Origin of the sequence: Clavibacter zhangzhiyongii, assembly GCF_014775655.1 — a bacterium.
In the GTDB taxonomy this organism is placed as follows: Bacteria; Actinomycetota; Actinomycetes; order Actinomycetales; family Microbacteriaceae; genus Clavibacter; species Clavibacter zhangzhiyongii.
Window position 1 is genome coordinate 2,345,249 of sequence record NZ_CP061274.1, and the last position, 18,219, is coordinate 2,363,467.

An 18,219-nucleotide genomic window follows, 5' to 3' on the forward strand; every position below is an offset into this window, starting at 1 on the left:
CACGACGAGGCCCGCCGCCCGCGCGCCCCCGCGAGGGGGTGCGACGGACGGCGGGCCGGGTCGTGCGTGGAGCGGATCAGGCCGCGGGCGGCTGGTCCCGCAGCGCGTCGCGGAGCTCGCGGCGCTGCTGCTGCTGGTCGGGGTCCGGCAGCGGCACGGCGGCGATGAGCTTCTGCGTGTACGGGTGCTGCGGGTTGCGGAGGATCGACTCGGTCGGCCCCTGCTCCACGATCTTGCCGTGGTTCATCACCACGATGCGGTCGGCGAGCAGGTCGACCACCGCGAGGTCGTGGCTGACGAACAGGCACGCGAACTGGAGCTCCTTCTGGATCTCCTGCAGCAGCGCGAGCACGCGCGCCTGCACCGACACGTCGAGCGCCGAGGTGGGCTCGTCGGCGACGAGCACCTTGGGCCGCAGCGCGAGCGCGCGGGCGATGCCGACGCGCTGGCGCTGACCGCCGGAGAGCTCGTTCGGGTACCGGTTGCGGAAGCTGCGCGGCAGCTCCACCTGCTCGAGCAGCTCCTCGACCCGGTCGCTCTGCTGCTTCTTCGAGAACTGCCCCGAGAGCTCGAGCGGCTCGCCGATGCTCTGGCCGATGGGCCAGCGCGGGTTGAGGGAGGAGCCCGGGTCCTGGAAGACGATGCCGATCTCGCGGCGGACGGCCCGCAGGTCCTTCGCCGAGATCCCGGTCATGCGGCGGCCGGCGACCGTGAGCTCGCCCCCGGCGACGGGCAGCAGGCCCACCGCGGCGCGCGCGATGGTGGTCTTGCCGGATCCCGACTCCCCCACGACGCCGACGACCTCGCCGGGGTGGATGTCGAAGGACGCGCCCGTGACCGCCCGGAACGCCGGCACGCGGCCGAGCTTCGGGTAGTCGATGTCCACCTCCTTGAGGGAGATGGCGGGCTCGGTGGTGCGCGCCGCGACCTCGACCTGCGTGGCCTCGCCCGTGCCGAGGTGCGGCACCGACGCGAGCAGCTGCTTCGTGTACGGGTCCTTCGGCGACTGGAAGATCTCGCGGACCGAGCCGCGCTCGACGATGCGGCCGCTCTTCATCACGATGACGTTGGTCGCGAGGTCGGCGACCACGCCCATGTCGTGCGTGATGATCACGATCGCGCTGTTGAGGCGCTGGTGGAGCTTGCGGAGCAGGTCGAGGATCTCGGCCTGGATCGTCACGTCGAGCGCCGTGGTGGGCTCGTCGGCGATCAGCATGTCGGGGTCGCAGGAGAGCGACTGGGCGATCATGGCGCGCTGGCGCTGGCCGCCGGACAGCTGGTGCGGGTAGGAGTCGAAGGCCTTCTCGGGGTCCGGCATCTCGACGAGCTTCAGCAGCTCGAGCGCCCGCACCTTGGCGGCGGACGGGATGATCGAGTTGTGGACGCGCAGGGCCTCCACGATCTGGAAGCCCACGGTGTACACGGGGTTGAGCGCCGTCATGGGCTCCTGGAAGATCACGGCGATGTCGTTGCCGCGCGCCTTGCGGAGCGTCGCCTGGTCGGCGCCGACCATCTCGACGCCCTTGAGCTTCGCGCTCCCCCGGACCCGCCCGTTCTTGGGCAGGAGGCCGAGCAGCGACATGGAGCTGACGCTCTTGCCCGAGCCGGACTCGCCGACGATCGCGAGCACCTCGCCCGGGTTCACCTTGTAGTCGATGTCGACCGCGGCGGGCATCCACTCGTCGCCGACCCAGAAGTCGACGCCGAGGCCGGAGACCTCGAGGATGGGGACGATCGGGTCTGCCCCGTTCGCGTGAGCGCTCATGCTGCGGTCTCCTGGCTGGTGGAAGGGAAGGTGTCGAAGGGCGTGGATGCGGGCCGTGGGACGATGAGGCCATGGACCAGCCCGTCGTCATCCGCCCGTCGTTCGGCCGCCTGCTGACCGTGATCGTCACGGCGATCGCGGCCCTCGTGCTCGTGAGCTCCGTGGTCGGCGGTCGGGCCGACCTCCTGCCGACGGCGGCGTGGGGACCGCTGCTGCTGGCGTACGCCGCGTGGCTCGTCTTCTGGGCGCCGCGGGTGCGCATCGCCACGGAGGGCGTCGAGGTCCGCAACGTCTTCCGGACGCATGACATCACGTGGCCCGCGATCCGCGGCGTCGACACGAAGTGGGCGCTGACGCTCACCACCGACGACGACCGCGTCACGGCGTGGGCCGCTCCCGCGCCCGGCCGGCACTCGAACGCCTACATCACGACGAAGGAGGAGCGGAACCAGCCGTACCTCAGCGCGATGATGCAGGACGCGCGCCGCGGGGACCTGCCGCGCACCGACTCCGGCGACGCCGCCACGGTGATCCGCCTGCGCCTCGCCGAGCTCGCCGACGCGGGCCACCTGGGCGGCCCCGTCGAGGCGACCGGCCGCCGCGTGCGCACGCACTGGGCGGAGATCGCCGTGCTGGTGGCGCTGCTCGGCGCGACCGTGGTGACCGGCCTGGTCTGAGACCCGGCCCACCGCGAGCGGACGAGCCGTCATCGGCCGTCCGTGCTCTCGGGCGCCTGGCCCTCGGCGGGGCCGTCGGCCTGGGCACCGGGGCGCGCGGATCCCACGGGCGGCGGCACGCGCACGCCCTCGGCACCCGAGCCCGACTTCGGTCCCTGCTCGCGGCGGGTGCGGCCGGTGAGCATCGCGAACATCTGCTTGTAGGGGCCCTGTCCGCCCGGCATGCGCCGCTGGCGCGGGTCGAACGCGTCGCGCAGGCCGTCGCCGATGAAGTTGATGCAGAGCGCGATGATGATGATGAACAGACCCGGGAACCAGAACAGCCACGGCCGGGTCGCGAAGGCGCCCTGGTACTCGTTGATGATCTGGCCCAGCGAGACGTCGGGCTTGACGATGCCGAAGCCGAGGTAGGAGAGGGCGGCCTCGAGGAGGATGGCGGCGCTCATCAGGAGCGTCGTGGACACGATCACCACGCCGATCGCGTTCGGGAGGATGTGCCGGAACACGATGCGGCTGTTCGAGGCTCCCGCGACGCGAGCCGCGTCGACGAACTCGCGCTCGCGGAGACTCAGGAACTCGCCGCGCACGAGGCGGGCGAGGCTCGGCCAGCCGATGAGGCCGAGGACGATGCCCAGCACCACCGCCCCGAGTCCGCCGAACGTGCGACCGAGGACGGCCGCGATGACGATCACGGGGATGACGATGATGAGGTCGGTGAAGCGCATGAGCACCGAGTCGACGCGCCCCCGGAAGAAGCCGGCCAGGGCGCCGACGACGATGCCGAGGAAGGCGGCGATGATGCCGTACAGCACCATCACGACGATGGACTGCTGTGTGCCGCGCATGACCCGGGCGAAGATGTCACGACCGATCTCGTCCTGGCCGAAGGGGTGGACGCCGAGGTCGAACGGCGGATTCCACGTGGGGTTGCCGCCCTGCACGATCGGCGAGACGTCCTCGTAGTTCCACATCCACCATCCGGGTATGCGGACGCCGAAGAACTGGATGCCGACGGACGAGTACACGAGGATCGCCATCAGCACCAGGACCACGAGAGCGGTCATCGCGCCCTTGTGGCGGAGGAAGCGGCGTCGGACGACGGTGCCCTGGCTGAGCCCCTCGACCTCGCGCTGCTCGATGCTGAGCTCGGAGTTCGCGCCGCCCTCGGCGAGGTTCGGGTCGTTGTGGGGGTCGTTGGGGTTCCCCATCAATGCGTTGGTCATGTGTCAGCTCACCCGGATTCGAGGATCGAGGACCGAGTAGAGGATGTCGGCCAGCATGTTGAAGATGACGGTCAGGATGCTGGTGACCAGGATGAAGCCCATCAGCGGATTGAGGTCGGTGGTGCGGAGCGCGTCCTGGAACACGGATCCCATCCCCTTCCACGCGAAGATCGTCTCCGTGATCACGGCACCGCCGATCAGCGATCCCACGTCGAAGGCGATGACGGTGGCGACGGGGATCATCGCGTTGCGGAAGGCGTGGCGCATGATCACGGTGCGCTCGGTGAGGCCCTTGGCCCGCGCGGTGCGCACGTAGTCCTGGTTCATCACCTCGAGGAGGCTCGCCCGCGAGTACCGCGAGTAGCTCGCGACGGAGATGAGCAGGATCGCGATGGTCGGCAGCAGGAGGTGCGTGTAGCTGTCGAGCATGCCCTGCCAGACGGAGCCGTTGAGGCCCGGGGTGACGGCGCCGACGGTCGCGATGGGGCGGCCGCGCGTGTTGGTCACGTAGTCGGGCCACACCTGCATGACGCGGTCGATGATGATCAGCAGCGCGACGAGCCCGCCGGTGATGCCGGCGCCGCGCGCGACGATGGGCTTGTCGTTCTGGCCGACCAGGTAGCCCACGACCACGCCGACGACGACGAATGCGACGATGAGCACGATGGTGATCCACCACGGGGCGGAGACGGTGAGCACGTACTGCAGCGGGTACCAGAGCGCGGCGCCGAGGGCGGCCATGGCGAGCGCCGAGTAGAACGCGCGACGGTTGCGCAGTCCCGTCGAGAGCGACGTGATGAGCACGGCGATCAGGGCGCCGAGGGCCGCGATGAGCACGATGCCGAGACCGGGTCGCGTGAACCAGTCCGTCGCGAGCAGGTAGATGAGCACCGCCGCCGTGATGACCGTCGCGGAGCCGAAGACGACGAGTCGCGGCTTCGGGTCGCCGCCGATGATGCTCATCCAGACGAAGCCCGAGACGAGCGACAGCACCACGATGAGGACCGGTGGGATCGACGGGTTCACGAGGAAGTCGTTGAAGCCGATGGCGACGTACTGCTTGAGGAGCACGGCGACGAAGAAGATCGGCAGGGAGAAGAAGAGGAACGACGCGAAGGTGACCGTGTAGTCGTACCCGCTGTACTGGCGGAGCGCGGTCGTCATGCCGATCGAGACGCCGATGATCACGGCGATGAGGGTGGCGATCGTCACCAGCTGGATCGTCTGGCCCGCGGCGTTGGCGATGAGGTCGTTGACTTCGCGGCCGTCGATGGCCTTGCCGAGGTCGATCTGGCCGATGAACACCTTGAACACGCCGCCCAGCCACAGGAAGTAGCGCAGCGGCGAGGGGACGTCGAGGTCGAGGAGGTCGACCCGGGCCGCGATGAGCGCGTCGCGGTTGGGCGACGGGTTCTCCCGCAGGTCCCCGAGCGGATCACCCGAGTTGGCCGCCAGGTTGTAGATGATGAAGCTGGCGCCCAGGAGGACGAAGAACGACGCGACGAGGCGTCTCAAGACGAAGGTAAGCACAGGGCGACGACGTCCCTTTCTGTGTTCGGCCAGGGCTCGTGACCCGACCCGACGAGAGCATACGCGGCCGGATCCGCGGATCACGAATCGGCAACGGACATGGAGAGGGTGCCGAGGCCAGGTGGCCTCGGCACCCTCGCACCCTCCCGTTCAGGGGACGGTGCTCACTGCTTCCGTGCTATTCGGCGGCGCTGTCCGCCGGGGCCCACTCCCAGTAGTTCCAGAAGTAGGTCGGCGACAGGAACGCCGGCTTGACGCCCGTGACGGTGTCGCTCCAGGCGGTGAGGCCCGGGAACTGGAAGATCGGCGTCGTCCAGCCCTGCTGCTGGATGATGGTCTCGGCCTGGATGACCAGCTCGCGCTGCTTGTCCTTGTCGGTCTCCGTGTCCAGCTGCTTGAACAGCGAGTCGACCTCGGGGTTCGACCAGCCGTAGTAGTTGTTGATGCCGCCGGTCTGGTAGTTCGGGCCGGACTCGCCGACGCCGAGGCTCACCGACTGCCATCCGAAGAGGGCGATGTCGTACGAGTCGGTCTTGCTGGAGAGGTCGGCGCCCCACGTCGCGCTGTTCACGTCGATGAGGTTGAAGCCGGCCTGGCTGGCCGACTGGCGCATGAGCTCGAACTCCTGCTGGCGACGGGTGTTGCCCTGGCCGTAGATGACGCGGGCGTCGATCGTGCCCGTGACGCCGGCCTTCGCGAGGTCCGCCTTGGCGCCCTCGATGTCAACCTTCTGGTCCTTGTAGCCGTTCTCCTCGACCGAGGCCTCGTAGTCCGGCGTGCCGGGCACGTAGACGTTCGAGTTGCGGAGCTCCGCGTCCTCCTGGAGGGGCTTGATCAGCTTGTCGAGGATCTCCTCGCGCGGCAGCGTCTTGAAGAACGCCTGGCGGACGAGCTTCGCCTTCTCGGCGTCGCCGCCGTACTTCGCGGGGTCGAACGGGCCGCCGTTGGTGACCTGGAGGTCGACGTGCTCGTACGTGCCCTCGGCCTGGCCCTTGTACTCGATGCCGCTGAGTCCCTGGACCTGCTGGAGGAGGTCGGCCGTGGGCTGACCGGATGCGATCTGGACCTCGCCGTTGGAGAGGGCCTGGATCTGCGCCTGCGGGTCCGAGATGAAGCGGACCGTGATCTTCTCGTACTTCGGCTTCCGGTCGCCGGTGTACTCCTTGTTGGCCGTCAGGGTGATGTACTGGTCGGCCTTGAGGTCGGTGATCGTGTAGGCGCCGTCGCTCAGGGTCTTCTGCGGCTCCGTCGGCATGTCCGAGTAGCGGTAGCCGTCGTTCCAGACCTTGGAGACCGGGGCGAGGACGCTGGCGTCCTTGTCCTGGATCGCCGTGATGAGCTTCTTCTTCGCGTCCTCACCCGACAGGTTCTCGTCGGGGAAGGCGAGCTGCGTGGTGCCGTGGGCCGAGACGCCGACGCCGTTGCCGGTCGCGATCTCCCAGTCGACGTACGGCTGGTCGTACGTGTAGGTGAGGCTGCGGCCGTCGTCGCCGATCTCGGGGGTCTTGGTGACCAGTCCGAGGCGGGTGTCGGGCACGGCGCCGGAGTTGAAGAAGACCTGGTCGTCGCCGGTGGAGACGGTGCCGTCCTCGTTCGTGGTGACGTCGTCGGTCGAGGCCGTGTTGACGTTGGTCGTGTTCGCGGCCCAGTTGAGCAGCATGTCCGCGGCGTCGACGGGCGTGCCGTCGCTCCACTTGACGCCCTCGTTGATCGTGAACTTGACCACGAGCGGGTCGTCGGAGACCTTCTCGTAGGTGCCGAAGTCGGTGTTCTTCTGGAGCGACGGGACGTCGTCGTAGTAGTTGAAGGACTGGTTCGTCAGGTACACGATGTTCGTGTTGGCGGTGGCGTTGCCGGTCGCCGACGCGTTGTTGTACTCGAGGAACGGGTCGTTCCAGGCCACGGTGATCTCAGTGCCGGCGATGACCTCGGACTGCTGAGCGGGCGCAGAGCAGCCGCTGAGTACGAGGGCACCGGAGACGATGACGGCACCAGCCGCTGCAAGGCGTCTGATTTTCAAGGTTCCTCCTGTGCATGGGAATGGCGCGGACCCACCGTGCGTGCGGTCGACCGCGCAGATAAGAATGACCCTAGGTACGCCTGGGAGTCTTTGCAAAAACTGGGCCCAAACGTTACACACCGGTAACGCGGACGCGCGGATCCGCGCGTGGGGGTCGGGATCCGTGCGTCCGGACGGCGGGGATCGCTCGCATCGGTCGTCGGTGACGACGGATAGCGTCGTCCGAGGGGCCGTCGGCCACGTCGGGCCCTCGGGGGGTCCAGCCGGGCCGCGCGCCTAGGATCGGCCCGTGCCCGACGCCCCCTCCCCCGCCGTCGCCCGACCGGCGGCGCTGCGCCCCGCCGCCCGCCGACGCATCCGGATCGAGGTCGCGATCGTGCTCGGGCTCTCGCTCGGCGCGAGCGCGGTGTACTCGGTGCTGCGGATCGTCGACCTCTCGACGCGACCGGAGGCGCTCGGCTCGCAGAGCGCCACCATCAACCGGAGCCTGAACGACCGGCAGGTGTTCGACCTCCTGTACCAGCTCCTCGACGTCGCCACGGCCCTCGTGCCGGTGGCGCTCGTGCTCTTCCTGCTCTGGCAGCCGGGCCGCAGCGCGTTCCGGCGCATCGGGCTCGACCTCTCCCGGCCGGGGCGCGACGTCGCCGCCGGCTTCGGGCTGGCGGCGCTCATCGGGGTGCCGGGGCTCGGGCTCTACCTCGCCGGGCGCGCGCTCGGGATCACGGTCGACGTGGTGCCGACCGCGCTCGACTCGTACTGGTGGACCGTGCCGGTGCTCGTGCTCGTCGCCCTGCGAGCGGCGCTGCAGGAGGAGGTGATCGTGGTCGGCTACCTCTTCACCCGGCTCGGTCAGCTCGGGTGGGGGCGCGGCCGGCTGGGCATGTGGAGCGTGATCCTCGTGGCGGCCGTGCTGCGCGGGAGCTACCACCTCTACCAGGGCTACGGGCCGTTCCTCGGGAACGTCGTGATGGGCGTCGTGTTCGGCTGGTGCTACGTGCGGTTCGGCAGGACGGCGCCGCTCGTGGTGGCCCACCTGATCCTCGACGTCGTGAGCTTCGTGGGCTACCCGGTCGCGCTGGCGCTGCTTCCCGGGGTGTTCGCGTGACAGGTGTTCGCGCGACGCCGGGGGCTCGACCCTGGCGCATCAGCCGCACCTGTGCCTAACCTGGGAGCGTCGCACGACGAGGTGCGGCCCCATCTCGAGGAGATCACATGGGCGACGCCGCTCATCCGACCGGGGACCCCCGGCCGGCCGTCGACTACCGGGAGGTCGAGGACTCGGCCAGGTTCCGGGAGCTGAAGCGCGCGCATCGCGGCTTCGTCTTCCCGCTGGCCGTGGCGTTCCTCGTCTGGTACTTCGCGTTCGTGCTGCTGTCGGACTACGCGCACGAGTTCATGTCCACGCCCGTGATCGGGAACGTGAACCTCGGGATCCTGCTGGGGCTCGGGCAGTTCGTGACGACCTTCGCGATCACCACCTGGTACGTGAGCCGGGCCAACTCGCGCTTCGACCCCATCGCCGCGGAGATCCGCGCCGACCTGGAGGAGCGGGAGCGGGTCGCGCTCGACGGGCCGCGCGGGTCCACGCCGCCGAGGCGCCGGAAGGGGGGCCGGCGGTGACCGCGGCGACCTCCGCCGTCATGGCGACGACGCCCACGACCGACACGGGCGATCCCGTCCTCAACATCTCGATCTTCGGCGCGTTCGTGGTGATCACCCTCGTGATCGTCTTCCGCGCGAGCCGGAACAACTCGACGGCCGCCGACTACTACGCGGCCGGCCGCTCCTTCACCGGGCCGCAGAACGGCACCGCGATCGCGGGCGACTACCTCTCGGCGGCCTCGTTCCTCGGGATCGTGGGCGCCATCGCCATCAACGGGTACGACGGGTTCCTCTACTCCATCGGGTTCCTGGTGGCCTGGCTCGTGGCGCTGCTGCTGGTGGCCGAGCTCATGCGCAACACGGGCAAGTTCACGATGGCCGACGTGCTGAGCTTCCGGCTGAAGCAGCGGCCCGTGCGGCTCGCGGCGGCGACCACGACGCTCGCGGTCTGCTTCTTCTACCTGCTGGCGCAGATGGCCGGCGCCGGCGGGCTCGTCTCGCTGCTGCTCGGGATCGACGACCGGCTCGGGCAGTCGCTCGTGATCGCCGTGGTCGGCGCGCTCATGATCGTCTACGTGCTCGTCGGCGGGATGAAGGGCACGACCTGGGTGCAGATCATCAAGGCGTGCCTCCTGATCGCGGGCGCCGCCGTGATGACCGTGTGGGTGCTCGCGATCCACGGGTTCAACGTGTCGGAGCTGCTGGGCGCGGCGGCCGCCGCGGCCGACAAGCCCGTGCTCGAGCCCGGCAACCAGTACGGGGCCACGGGGATCACGAAGCTCGACTTCCTGTCGCTCGCGCTCGCGCTGGTGCTCGGCACCGCGGGACTCCCCCACGTGCTCATGCGCTTCTACACGGTGCCGACGGCGAAGGAGGCGAGGCGCAGCGTCGTCTGGGCGATCTGGCTCATCGGGATCTTCTACCTCTTCACCCTGGTGCTCGGGTACGGCGCGGGCGCGCTGCTCGGGAGCGAGCGGATCCTCGCGGCCCCCGGCGGCGTGAACTCCGCCGCGCCGCTGCTGGCGCTCGAGCTCGGCGGGCCGATCCTGCTGGGCATCATCGCGGCGGTCGCGTTCGCGACGATCCTCGCGGTGGTCGCGGGGCTCACCATCACGGCGGCGGCGTCCTTCGCGCACGACGTGTACGGCAGCGTCATCAAGAAGGGCCAGGTCTCCGCCAACGGCGAGGTGCGGGTCGCGCGGATCACGGTGGTCGTGATCGGGATCGTGTCGATCCTCGCGGGCATCGGCGCCAACGGGCAGAACGTGGCGTTCCTCGTGGCGCTCGCGTTCGCGGTCGCGGCGAGCGCGAACCTGCCCACCATCCTGTACTCCCTCTACTGGCGGCGGTTCTCCACGCGGGGCGCCGTGCTCAGCATGTACGGCGGGCTCGGGACGGCGCTCGTGCTGATCGCGTTCTCGCCCGTGGTGTCGGGCGCGGAGACGTCGATGATCCCGGGGGCCGACTTCTCGTGGTTCCCGCTGAGCAACCCGGGGATCGTGTCGATCCCCGTCGGGTTCCTGCTCGGCTGGATCGGGACGGTGACGTCGACGCGCAAGGAGGACCCGCTCGTCGCGGCCGAGATGGACGTGCGGTCGCTCACCGGGCACGGCGCGGAGAAGGCGACGGAGCACTAGGCGCGGTCGGCTCCAGCCGGACGCACGACGAGGGCGGCGGGACCCCGGGTCCCGCCGCCCTCGTCGGTGCGTGCGTCGTGCGTCGGGCGTCGTGCGTCGTGCGTCAGCCGAGGATCAGGCGAAGGCCTCCGGCGGCGGGCAGGCGCAGAACAGGTTGCGGTCGCCGTAGGCCTGGTCGATCCGGCGCACCGGCGGCCAGTACTTGTCGCGCACGAGGGTCGACACGGGGTAGACGGCGCGCTCGCGCGTGTACGCGTGCGTCCACTCCCCCGCGATGACCGACTCGGCGGTGTGCGGCGCGTTCCGGAGCGGGTTGTCGTCGGCCGGCCACTCGCCCGCGGCGACCGAGTCGGCCTCCTGCTTGATGCCGATCATCGCCGCGATGAAGCGCTCGACCTCGGCGAGGTCCTCGCTCTCCGTGGGCTCGACCATGAGCGTGCCGGGCACCGGGAAGCTCATCGTGGGCGCGTGGAAGCCGTAGTCGACGAGGCGCTTGGCCACGTCGTCCACCGTCACGCCGGTCGCGGCCGTGAGCGGGCGGAGGTCGAGGATGCACTCGTGCGCGACCAGGCCGTCCTCGCCCGCGTAGAGCACCGGGTAGTGGTCGCGGAGGCGGGCGGCGATGTAGTTCGCCGACAGCACCGCGGCGCCGGTCGCCTGCTTCAGGCCCTCCGCGCCCATCATCCGGACGTAGGCCCAGCTGATGGGGAGGATGCTCGGCGACCCGTAGGGAGCCGCCGACACCGGGGCGCCGCCGTGCTCGATCGTGGAGACGACGCCGCCCTGCACGAGCGCGTGCACGTTGCGCTGCGCCTGCGGGTGGCCGGGCAGGAAGGGCGCGAGGTGCGCCTTCGCCGCGACCGGGCCGACGCCGGGGCCGCCGCCGCCGTGCGGGATGCAGAACGTCTTGTGCAGGTTGAGGTGCGAGACGTCGCCGCCGAAGTCGCCGAACCGGGCGAAGCCGAGCAGCGCGTTGAGGTTCGCGCCGTCGACGTAGACCTGGCCGCCGGCCTCGTGCACGGCCTCGCAGATCGCGCCGACCTCGTGCTCGTAGACGCCGTGGGTGGAGGGGTAGGTGATCATGAGCCCGGCGAGCTCGTCGCGGTGGGCGGCGATCTTCGCGCGCAGGTCGTCGAGGTCGACGTTGCCGAGCTCGTCGCACGCGACGACCACGACCCGCATGCCGGCCAGCACGGCGCTGGCCGCGTTCGTGCCGTGCGCGCTCTGCGGGATGAGGCAGACGTTCCGCGCGTCGTCGCCGTTCGCGAGGTGGTAGCCGCGGATCGCGAGGAGGCCCGCGAGCTCGCCCTGGCTGCCGGCGTTCGGCTGGAGGCTCACGGTGTCGTAGCCGGTGACGTCGGCGAGCCAGGTCTCGAGCTGGAGGACCAGCTCGAGGTAGCCCTCGACGTCGTCGGCCGGCGCGAAGGGGTGGATGGCCTGGAACTCGGGCCAGGTCACCGCCTCCATCTCGGTGGCCGCGTTGAGCTTCATGGTGCAGGAGCCGAGCGGGATCATGCCGCGGTCGAGCGCGTAGTCCTTGTCGGAGAGGCGCTTGAGGTACCGCATCATGCCGGTCTCGGAGCGGTGCGTGGAGAAGACGGCGTGCGTGAGGTACTCGCTCGTGCGGATCGATGCCTCGGGGATCGACGACAGGTCGCCGGATGCGCCCTCGTCCTCGGCGAGCTCGGCGCCGAACGCGCGCGCGACGACCGCGAGGTCCTCGGGGCGGGTGGCCTCGTCGACGCTGAAGCCGAGGGTGTCGGCGTCCACGCGGAGCAGGTTGACCCCGCCGTCCGCGGCGGCCGCGAGGATCTCGTCGGCGCGTCCCGGCACGGCGACGCGGACGGTGTCGAAGAACGCGGCGTGGACCGGCTCGACGCCGACGGACGCGAGCGAGCGGACGAGGCGGCGGGCGCCCCGGTTCGCCTGGCGCGCGATCACGCGGAGGCCCTTCGGCCCGTGGTACACCGCGTACATCGAGGCCATGACCGCGAGGAGCACCTGCGCCGTGCAGATGTTGCTCGTGGCCTTCTCGCGGCGGATGTGCTGCTCGCGCGTCTGCAGCGAGAGGCGGTAGGCGGGGTGGCCGGCCGCGTCCTGGCTGACGCCCACGAGGCGGCCGGGCATCTGCCGCTCGAGGCCGGCGCGCACGGCGAGGTAGCCGGCGTGCGGGCCGCCGAAGCCCATGGGCACGCCGAAGCGCTGCGACGTGCCGACCGCGATGTCCGCGCCGAGCTCGCCCGGCGAGGTGATCACCGTGAGCGCGAGCAGGTCGGCCGCGACGACCGCGAGGCCGCCCGCCTCGTGCACGCGCGCGATGACGGCGCTCGGGTCCCAGATGCGGCCGGAGGCGCCCGGGTACTCGATGAAGGCGCCGAACGCGTCGGGCAGCTCCGCGGGATCCACCGTGGCGAGGTCGTGCGCGACCAGCTCGATGCCGAGCGCCGCGGCGCGGCTGTCGAGGAGCGCGCGCGTCTGCGGCAGGGCGTCGGCGTCGATGAGGAACACGGGCGTCTTCGCCTTGGAGGCGCGGCGCGCGAGCAGCATGCCCTCGACGACGGCCGTGGCCTCGTCGAGCATGGACGCGTTCGCGGTCGCGAGGCCCGAGAGCTCGGCCACCATCGTCTGGAAGTTGATGAGCGCCTCGAGGCGGCCCTGCGAGATCTCCGGCTGGTACGGCGTGTAGGCCGTGTACCAGCTCGGGTTCTCGAGCACGTTGCGGGTGATGACCGCGGGCGTGATCGTGTCGTGGTAGCCGAGGCCGATCATCGACGTGCGCACGCGGTTGCGGCCCGCGATGCGGCGGAGCTCGGCGAGGGCGTCGCGCTCGGTCGCGGCCTCGGGCAGCACGGAGTCGCCCTCGGTGCGGAAGCGGTCGACCTGGATCGACTCGGGCACGGCCTTCGCGAGGAGCGACGGGATGGAGTCGTGGCCGAGGACGCCGAGCATGGTGGCGCGGGCCTCGGAGTCGATGCCGATGTGGCGGGCGCCGAACGCGCCGGGCGCGAAGGCGGAGGACTCCTCCGCGATGTCGGGCGCGGAGACGGGGGCGGGAGCGGCCGGGCGCGTGCCGGCGTCGACGGCGGTCACTCGCCCACCAGCGCGACGTACTCGTCGTGGCTGAGGAGCGCGGGGAGGGCCTCGAAGCGCACCTTCACGAGCCAGCCGGCGCCGAACGGGTCGCTGTTGACGAGGTCGGGCGAGGCCACGACGTCGTCGTTGACCTCGGTGACGGTGCCGTCGATGGGCGCGAAGAGCTCGCCGACCGACTTGGTCGACTCGATCTCGCCGACGACCTCGCCGCCGGAGAGCTCGTCGCCCACCGCGGGCAGCTCGACGAAGACGACGTCGCCGAGCTTGTCGGCCGCGTAGGCCGTGATGCCGACGGTCGCGACGTCGCCGTCGACCTGCACCCACTCGTGCTCGGCGGTGTACTGGAGGCTGGTCTGATCGGTCATGCGGAGGCCTTTCGCGAGTAGAAGGGGAGGGTCACGACGGTGGCGGGCACGCGCGTGCCGCGGACGTCGACGGCGAGGCGCGTGCCGGGGGCGGCGAGCGCGGGATCCACGTACGCCATGGCGACGGGGTGGCCGAGCGTGGGCGAGAGGGCGCCGCTCGTGACGATGCCGACGGGCGCGACGGCGCCCTCGGTCGCCTCCATCACGGCCTCGAGGGCGGAGGCGTCGGATCCGGCGGCCTCCTCCTCGTAGACGGGGTAGTCGGCGCGCGGTGCGCGGCGGCCCTCGGTGACGAGGCCGACGAGCACGCGGGCGACCGGATCCGGGCCCTTCTCCACGGCGGCGCGGCCGCGGAAGTCGCCCTCCTTGGCGAGCGCGACCACCTTGCCGAGGCCGGCCTGGACGGGCAGCGTGTGGAGGCCGAGCTCGTGGCCGTAGAGCGGCATGCCCGCCTCGAGGCGGAGCGTGTCGCGGCAGGCGAGGCCCGTGTTCAGCAGGCCGAGCGGCGTGCCGGCGGCGACGAGCGCCTCCCACAGGGCGACGGCGTCCTCGGTGGCGACGTACAGCTCGTAGCCGTCCTCGCCCGTGTAGCCGGTGCGGGCGACGAGCACGTCCTGGCCGGCGAAGCGCGCAGGCATCGCGCGGTAGTAGCGGAGCGCCTCGAGCGGCGTCTCGGTCTCGAGGCCCATGGTGGCCTCGAGGATCGCGCGGGAGACGGGGCCCTGCACGGCGATGAGGGCGACGTCGTCGCTCGCGTCGTCGACCTCCACGTCGTCCCGGCCCGCGGCCGCCTCGGCGAGGACGGCGAGCACGGGGTCGTGGTTGCCCGCGTTGGCGACGACGAGGAAGGACTCCTCGCCCGTGCGGTAGACGATGAGGTCGTCGACGATGCCGCCCGAGGGATCCAGCAGCAGCGTGTACTTCGCCTGCCACACGGCGATGGCGGAGAGCCTGCCGGCGAGCATGGAGTCGAGGAACGCGCCGGCGCCCTCGCCCTCCACGGCGATCTCGGCCATGTGCGAGATGTCGAAGATGCCGGCGGCCTCGCGCACGGCGCGGTGCTCGGCGAGGTCGCTGGTGTACCGGACGGGCATGAGCCAGCCCGCGAAGTCGGTGAAGGAGGCGCCAGCAGCCTCGTGCACGGCGTGCAGCGGGGAGCGGCGGGGCGGCGCCTCGGCCATCGCGTCGGGCGCGGCGTCGGCTGGTGCGTCGGGCATGGAGTCCTCCGGTCGTGACCGGCGCGGACGCCGGATGCGGGACTCCCCCTCTGTCATGGGCCTGAGAGCTTCGCGCCGTCCGAGGACGGTGCTTTCACCGTGGGCGAGCCGCGCGGGGCGGCTGCTTTTCAGAGTGGCCAGTGCATCGCGGTACGTGGACCTGAGAGATTGGCGGGGAGGCTTGCTCCTTCGGTGCTCCCGGAGGAGCTCTCCCGCGATGCGTGCGCGGCCGTGTTATGGGGTCCAGCATATCGAGCGGCACGTTTCGGGCGCGTGACGATCCGGCGCGCGGTCCGCATGCGACGACGCCGCCGCATCCTCCTCGGATGCGACGGCGTCGGGGTCGGGCGCGAGCGGGCGTCAGATCGCGTCGGGCGACGGGGCGGCGGGCGTCTGCGGGGCGTCCTCGTCCTGGTCGATGACGCGGCGCACGTCGTCGGCGAGCTGCGCGACGCCCTCGGGCATCATCTCGAAGCCGTCCGTGGTGCCGACGTTGATGACGAGGCCGGTGCCCTCGGGGATCGCCTGCACGAGCTCGGCGGCGGGGATCGTCGCGACGTGGTCGGCGACGCTCGTGACCTTCTCGTCGATGCGGTCCTCGTGCGTGAACGCGGCCAGCATGGGGACGCCCTCGCGGTCGAAGAGGACCGGCTGGAGCTGGTCGGTCTCGGGGGTCAGGGGCGTGGCGGTGGGCACCACGACCACGGTGTTGATGAACTCCGTGAGGACGGCGGTCATGTCGGACTCGCCGGCCTGGCCGCGCGCGATGGCCTGCTCGAGGGGGGTGGGCTCTCGGTCCTGTGAATCGGTCATGCCCCCATCGTGCCCGATCCGCCGGGGCGGCGGCTGATCGCGGCGGCCGCGGGCGCGTCGGCCGGGCGCGCGGCGGAGTTAGGATCGACCTTTCCCGTCCGCCGCCCGACCCGAGGGGAGCCGCCCGTGCCGATCGGACGCAGCCGCCCCCGCGGCGAGCTCGAGGCCGCGATCATGGACGCCCTGTGGGACGCCGACGAGCCGCTCACCGGCAAGGACGTCGTCGCCCGCATCCCGGATCCGCGTCCCGCGCTCACGACCGTGCTCACGGTGCTCGAGCGGCTCGGCCAGAAAGGCCTCGTCACCCGCTCGGACGAGGCGCGCTCGCTGACGTTCGCGCCCGCCCGCTCCCGCACGGACCACGCGGCGTCGCTCATGTCGGGCGCGCTCGCGGCCACGAAGGACCGCGAGGCCGCGCTGCTGCGCTTCGCCGGCACGCTCGACGGCGACGACCTCACGGCCCTCCGCCGCGCGCTCGGCGACGGCTGACGCGGATCCGCCGCGGCTAGCGCGGGTCGTCGGCCCCGTCGGTCGGACCGCCCACGCTGCGGCCGTCCTCGCCGGGGAACCGGCGCGACGACCGGCGCACGACGCCGAGCACCACGAGCACGGCGGCCGCGAGGATCGCGAAGCCGATGAGCACGAAGACCCAGACGGGCGTGGTCTCGGCGGCGTCGGCGATCGGCACGGACTCGCCGGACTGCGCGTCCGAGGTCGGGGCGGGCGCCGCGGATCCGCCGCCCTGCGTGGTCATGGTGCCCTCGGGCTCCGGGGTCGGGGTGGGCGCGCTGCCCGCCCAGGCGTCGCCGCAGGCGGGGGCCTCGAGCACGGCCGGCGTGCCGACCGTGTCGCCCTCGGGCGCGTAGGTGAAGGAGTAGGTGCCGTCGATGGGGTGGCTGTCGCCCGAGACCGCGCGCCAGGTGACCTGGTAGGTGCCCGCCGTGCCGAGCGCGACGCGGCTCGTGGCGGTGGATCCGTCGACCGTGACGCAGCCGTCCTGGTGGAAGGACCCGTCGGACGAGTTGACCACCTGGATCGCGAAGCCCGAGGCCTGCGCGTCGAGCGCGAGCAGCTCCGCGCTGAAGTCGAGCGCCACGGTGCCGGGCTCGGCGGTGACGGTGGCGTCGGCCGCCGGGGTGGATCCCACGAGCCGGTCGTGCGCGGAGGCCGGGCCCGCCGGGATCAGCGCGCCCCCGACCACGAGCGCGGCGGCGCCCGCGGCGAGCGCGACGCGACGGAGGACGGACGGGGTGCGGGGGTGGTGCGGAGACGCCATGTGTCCATCATCCCCTGCGCGCGGGACGCGGCGACGGTCGGCGGCGGGCATCACGACCGGGCGTCACGCGCTCGCTAGGGTGACGAGCGATGACCGACACCCGCCCCCGCCGCCGCCGCCGGATCCTGATCGCGCTCGCCGTCGTCGTCGCCGCGGTCGTGCTCCTGATGCTCGCCCGGTACGCGACCCTCTCGGTGTTCGCGACGGAGGGGGACGTGCCGGCCGCCTCGTCCATCCCGTTGCCGGAGGGAAGCGAGGTGGTCGACGAGGGCGTCGAGTGCGCGTCCGGGGGCTGCTGGCTGCTCCTCTCCGTGCGTCCTCCCGAGCAGATGACGGTGGACGAGCTCGCGGCCGCGCTCGGAACCACCCCGCAGGCGCGCATCCCGGGGACGCCCTGGGACCCCCGCACCATCTCGCTGCGGGCGGAGCCGCACGGGTCGCTCCTCCAGGTGCAGGCCGACTACTGGTCGCAGGAGTACGTGCCCTGATCCACGCGCCGGGATCGACGCCCTCGACGCCCGCGACGGCGGAGGGGCAGGGTGGGAGGGACAGCGGGAGCGCGACGCGCGCGACCGCCCGAGCACGAGGAGGATCCGTGGCCCCCGACGACGACGACGACGACATGCCCAGCACCATCCGCCGCTCCCCCGAGCACGCGCAGGCCACCTGGTCAGCCGCGCACGCGGCGGCCGAGGAGCAGTACGGATCCGGCGAGCGCGCCGAGCGCACCGCCTACGCCGCGCTCAAGCACGGCTTCGAGAAGGTCGGCGACCGCTGGGAGGCGAAGGACGAGAAGGGCCCGTCGGACGACGGCGCCGAGCGGCGCGGCGCGGGCACGGCCGGCGGCGTGGACGCGAACGCGTCGAAGGCGCACCTGATGGAGGTCGCGCGACGCCTCGACGTGCGCGGCCGCAGCCGCATGACGAAGGACGAGCTGGTCGACGGGATCCGGAAGGCGAACGACCGGGAGACCCGGAGGGCGCGCGAGCGCGAGGGCTGAG

16 protein-coding genes and 2 riboswitches are annotated in these 18,219 nt (G+C 71.6%); of the genes, 7 read left to right on the forward strand and 9 right to left on the reverse strand.

All coding sequences use genetic code 11. The features are described from left to right. Positions 1–76: 76 nt before the first annotated feature. Positions 77–1,765: an ABC transporter ATP-binding protein gene (locus H9X71_RS11050; RefSeq protein WP_191147141.1), complete on the reverse strand. Its 1,689-nt coding sequence runs from the start codon at positions 1,763–1,765 to the stop codon at positions 77–79. A gap of 71 nt (positions 1,766–1,836) precedes the next feature. On the opposite strand from H9X71_RS11050, the gene H9X71_RS11055 reads away from it, so the two are divergent. Then, the gene (locus tag H9X71_RS11055; protein ID WP_191147142.1) at positions 1,837–2,442 is read left to right on the forward strand and encodes a PH domain-containing protein; all 606 of its coding nucleotides are present in this window, start codon (positions 1,837–1,839) and stop codon (positions 2,440–2,442) included. A 29-nt stretch (positions 2,443–2,471) separates the two neighbouring features. Here the strand turns inward: H9X71_RS11055 and H9X71_RS11060 are convergent, their stop codons facing one another. From H9X71_RS11060 to H9X71_RS11070, 3 genes are all read right to left on the reverse strand, one after another. After that, positions 2,472–3,665 carry an ABC transporter permease gene (locus H9X71_RS11060; RefSeq protein WP_191147143.1) on the reverse strand — a complete coding sequence of 398 codons (1,194 nt, stop codon included), beginning with the start codon at positions 3,663–3,665 and terminating at the stop codon, positions 2,472–2,474. A 3-nt stretch (positions 3,666–3,668) separates the two neighbouring features. Next, a complete protein-coding gene (locus tag H9X71_RS11065; RefSeq protein ID WP_191147144.1) occupies positions 3,669–5,195 on the reverse strand; it encodes an ABC transporter permease in 1,527 nt (508 codons plus the stop codon). Between the two features lie 178 nt (positions 5,196–5,373). After that, the gene (locus H9X71_RS11070; protein WP_191147145.1) at positions 5,374–7,215 is read right to left on the reverse strand and encodes an ABC transporter family substrate-binding protein; all 1,842 of its coding nucleotides are present in this window, start codon (positions 7,213–7,215) and stop codon (positions 5,374–5,376) included. A 289-nt stretch (positions 7,216–7,504) separates the two neighbouring features. Here H9X71_RS11070 and H9X71_RS11075 point away from each other — a divergent pair, with 289 nt between their 5' ends. The 3 genes from H9X71_RS11075 (at position 7,505) to H9X71_RS11085 (ending at position 10,454) form a co-directional block, all read left to right on the forward strand. Beyond that, complete coding sequence (locus H9X71_RS11075) at positions 7,505–8,320, forward strand: CPBP family intramembrane glutamic endopeptidase (RefSeq protein ID WP_425321398.1); 816 nt, start codon at positions 7,505–7,507, stop codon at positions 8,318–8,320. A 107-nt stretch (positions 8,321–8,427) separates the two neighbouring features. Beyond that, positions 8,428–8,835, forward strand: coding sequence for a DUF485 domain-containing protein (locus H9X71_RS11080; protein WP_191147146.1), 408 nt, complete (start codon positions 8,428–8,430; stop codon positions 8,833–8,835). A gap of 20 nt (positions 8,836–8,855) precedes the next feature. Further along, the gene (locus tag H9X71_RS11085) at positions 8,856–10,454 is read left to right on the forward strand and encodes a solute symporter family protein (RefSeq protein ID WP_191149162.1); all 1,599 of its coding nucleotides are present in this window, start codon (positions 8,856–8,858) and stop codon (positions 10,452–10,454) included. 114 nt (positions 10,455–10,568) lie between these two features. On the opposite strand, the gene gcvP is transcribed toward H9X71_RS11085, so the two are convergent. The 4 genes from gcvP to H9X71_RS11105 form a co-directional block, all read right to left on the reverse strand. Continuing rightward, positions 10,569–13,544 carry an aminomethyl-transferring glycine dehydrogenase gene (gene gcvP / locus H9X71_RS11090; RefSeq protein ID WP_191147147.1) on the reverse strand — a complete coding sequence of 992 codons (2,976 nt, stop codon included), beginning with the start codon at positions 13,542–13,544 and terminating at the stop codon, positions 10,569–10,571. Beyond that, entirely contained in the window at positions 13,541–13,912 is a 372-nt protein-coding gene (gene gcvH / locus H9X71_RS11095; RefSeq protein ID WP_119433811.1) for a glycine cleavage system protein GcvH, read from the reverse strand. The genes gcvP and gcvH overlap by 4 nt, the downstream gene beginning before the upstream one ends. Further along, complete coding sequence (gene gcvT, locus H9X71_RS11100; protein ID WP_191147148.1) at positions 13,909–15,129, reverse strand: glycine cleavage system aminomethyltransferase GcvT; 1,221 nt, start codon at positions 15,127–15,129, stop codon at positions 13,909–13,911. Before gcvT ends, gcvH begins: the two co-directional genes overlap by 4 nt. A 43-nt stretch (positions 15,130–15,172) precedes the next feature. Continuing rightward, positions 15,173–15,266, reverse strand: a riboswitch (glycine riboswitch). Position 15,267: 1 nt separating this feature from the next. After that, positions 15,268–15,354, reverse strand: a riboswitch (glycine riboswitch). A 135-nt stretch (positions 15,355–15,489) separates the two neighbouring features. Beyond that, a complete protein-coding gene (locus H9X71_RS11105) occupies positions 15,490–15,942 on the reverse strand; it encodes an SseB family protein (protein ID WP_191147149.1) in 453 nt (150 codons plus the stop codon). A 126-nt stretch (positions 15,943–16,068) separates the two neighbouring features. On the opposite strand from H9X71_RS11105, the gene H9X71_RS11110 reads away from it, so the two are divergent. Next, the gene (locus H9X71_RS11110) at positions 16,069–16,431 is read left to right on the forward strand and encodes a BlaI/MecI/CopY family transcriptional regulator (RefSeq protein WP_191147150.1); all 363 of its coding nucleotides are present in this window, start codon (positions 16,069–16,071) and stop codon (positions 16,429–16,431) included. A gap of 16 nt (positions 16,432–16,447) precedes the next feature. Here the strand turns inward: H9X71_RS11110 and H9X71_RS11115 are convergent, their stop codons facing one another. Then, positions 16,448–17,218: a copper resistance CopC family protein gene (locus tag H9X71_RS11115; RefSeq protein ID WP_191147151.1), complete on the reverse strand. Its 771-nt coding sequence runs from the start codon at positions 17,216–17,218 to the stop codon at positions 16,448–16,450. A gap of 89 nt (positions 17,219–17,307) precedes the next feature. Between H9X71_RS11115 and H9X71_RS11120 the strand changes: the two genes are divergently transcribed. Next, entirely contained in the window at positions 17,308–17,706 is a 399-nt protein-coding gene (locus H9X71_RS11120) for a hypothetical protein (protein ID WP_191147152.1), read from the forward strand. A 107-nt stretch (positions 17,707–17,813) separates the two neighbouring features. After that, positions 17,814–18,218, forward strand: a complete 405-nt coding sequence (locus H9X71_RS11125) for a ChaB family protein (RefSeq protein WP_213003948.1) — start codon at positions 17,814–17,816, stop codon at positions 18,216–18,218. Position 18,219: the final 1 nt, after the last annotated feature.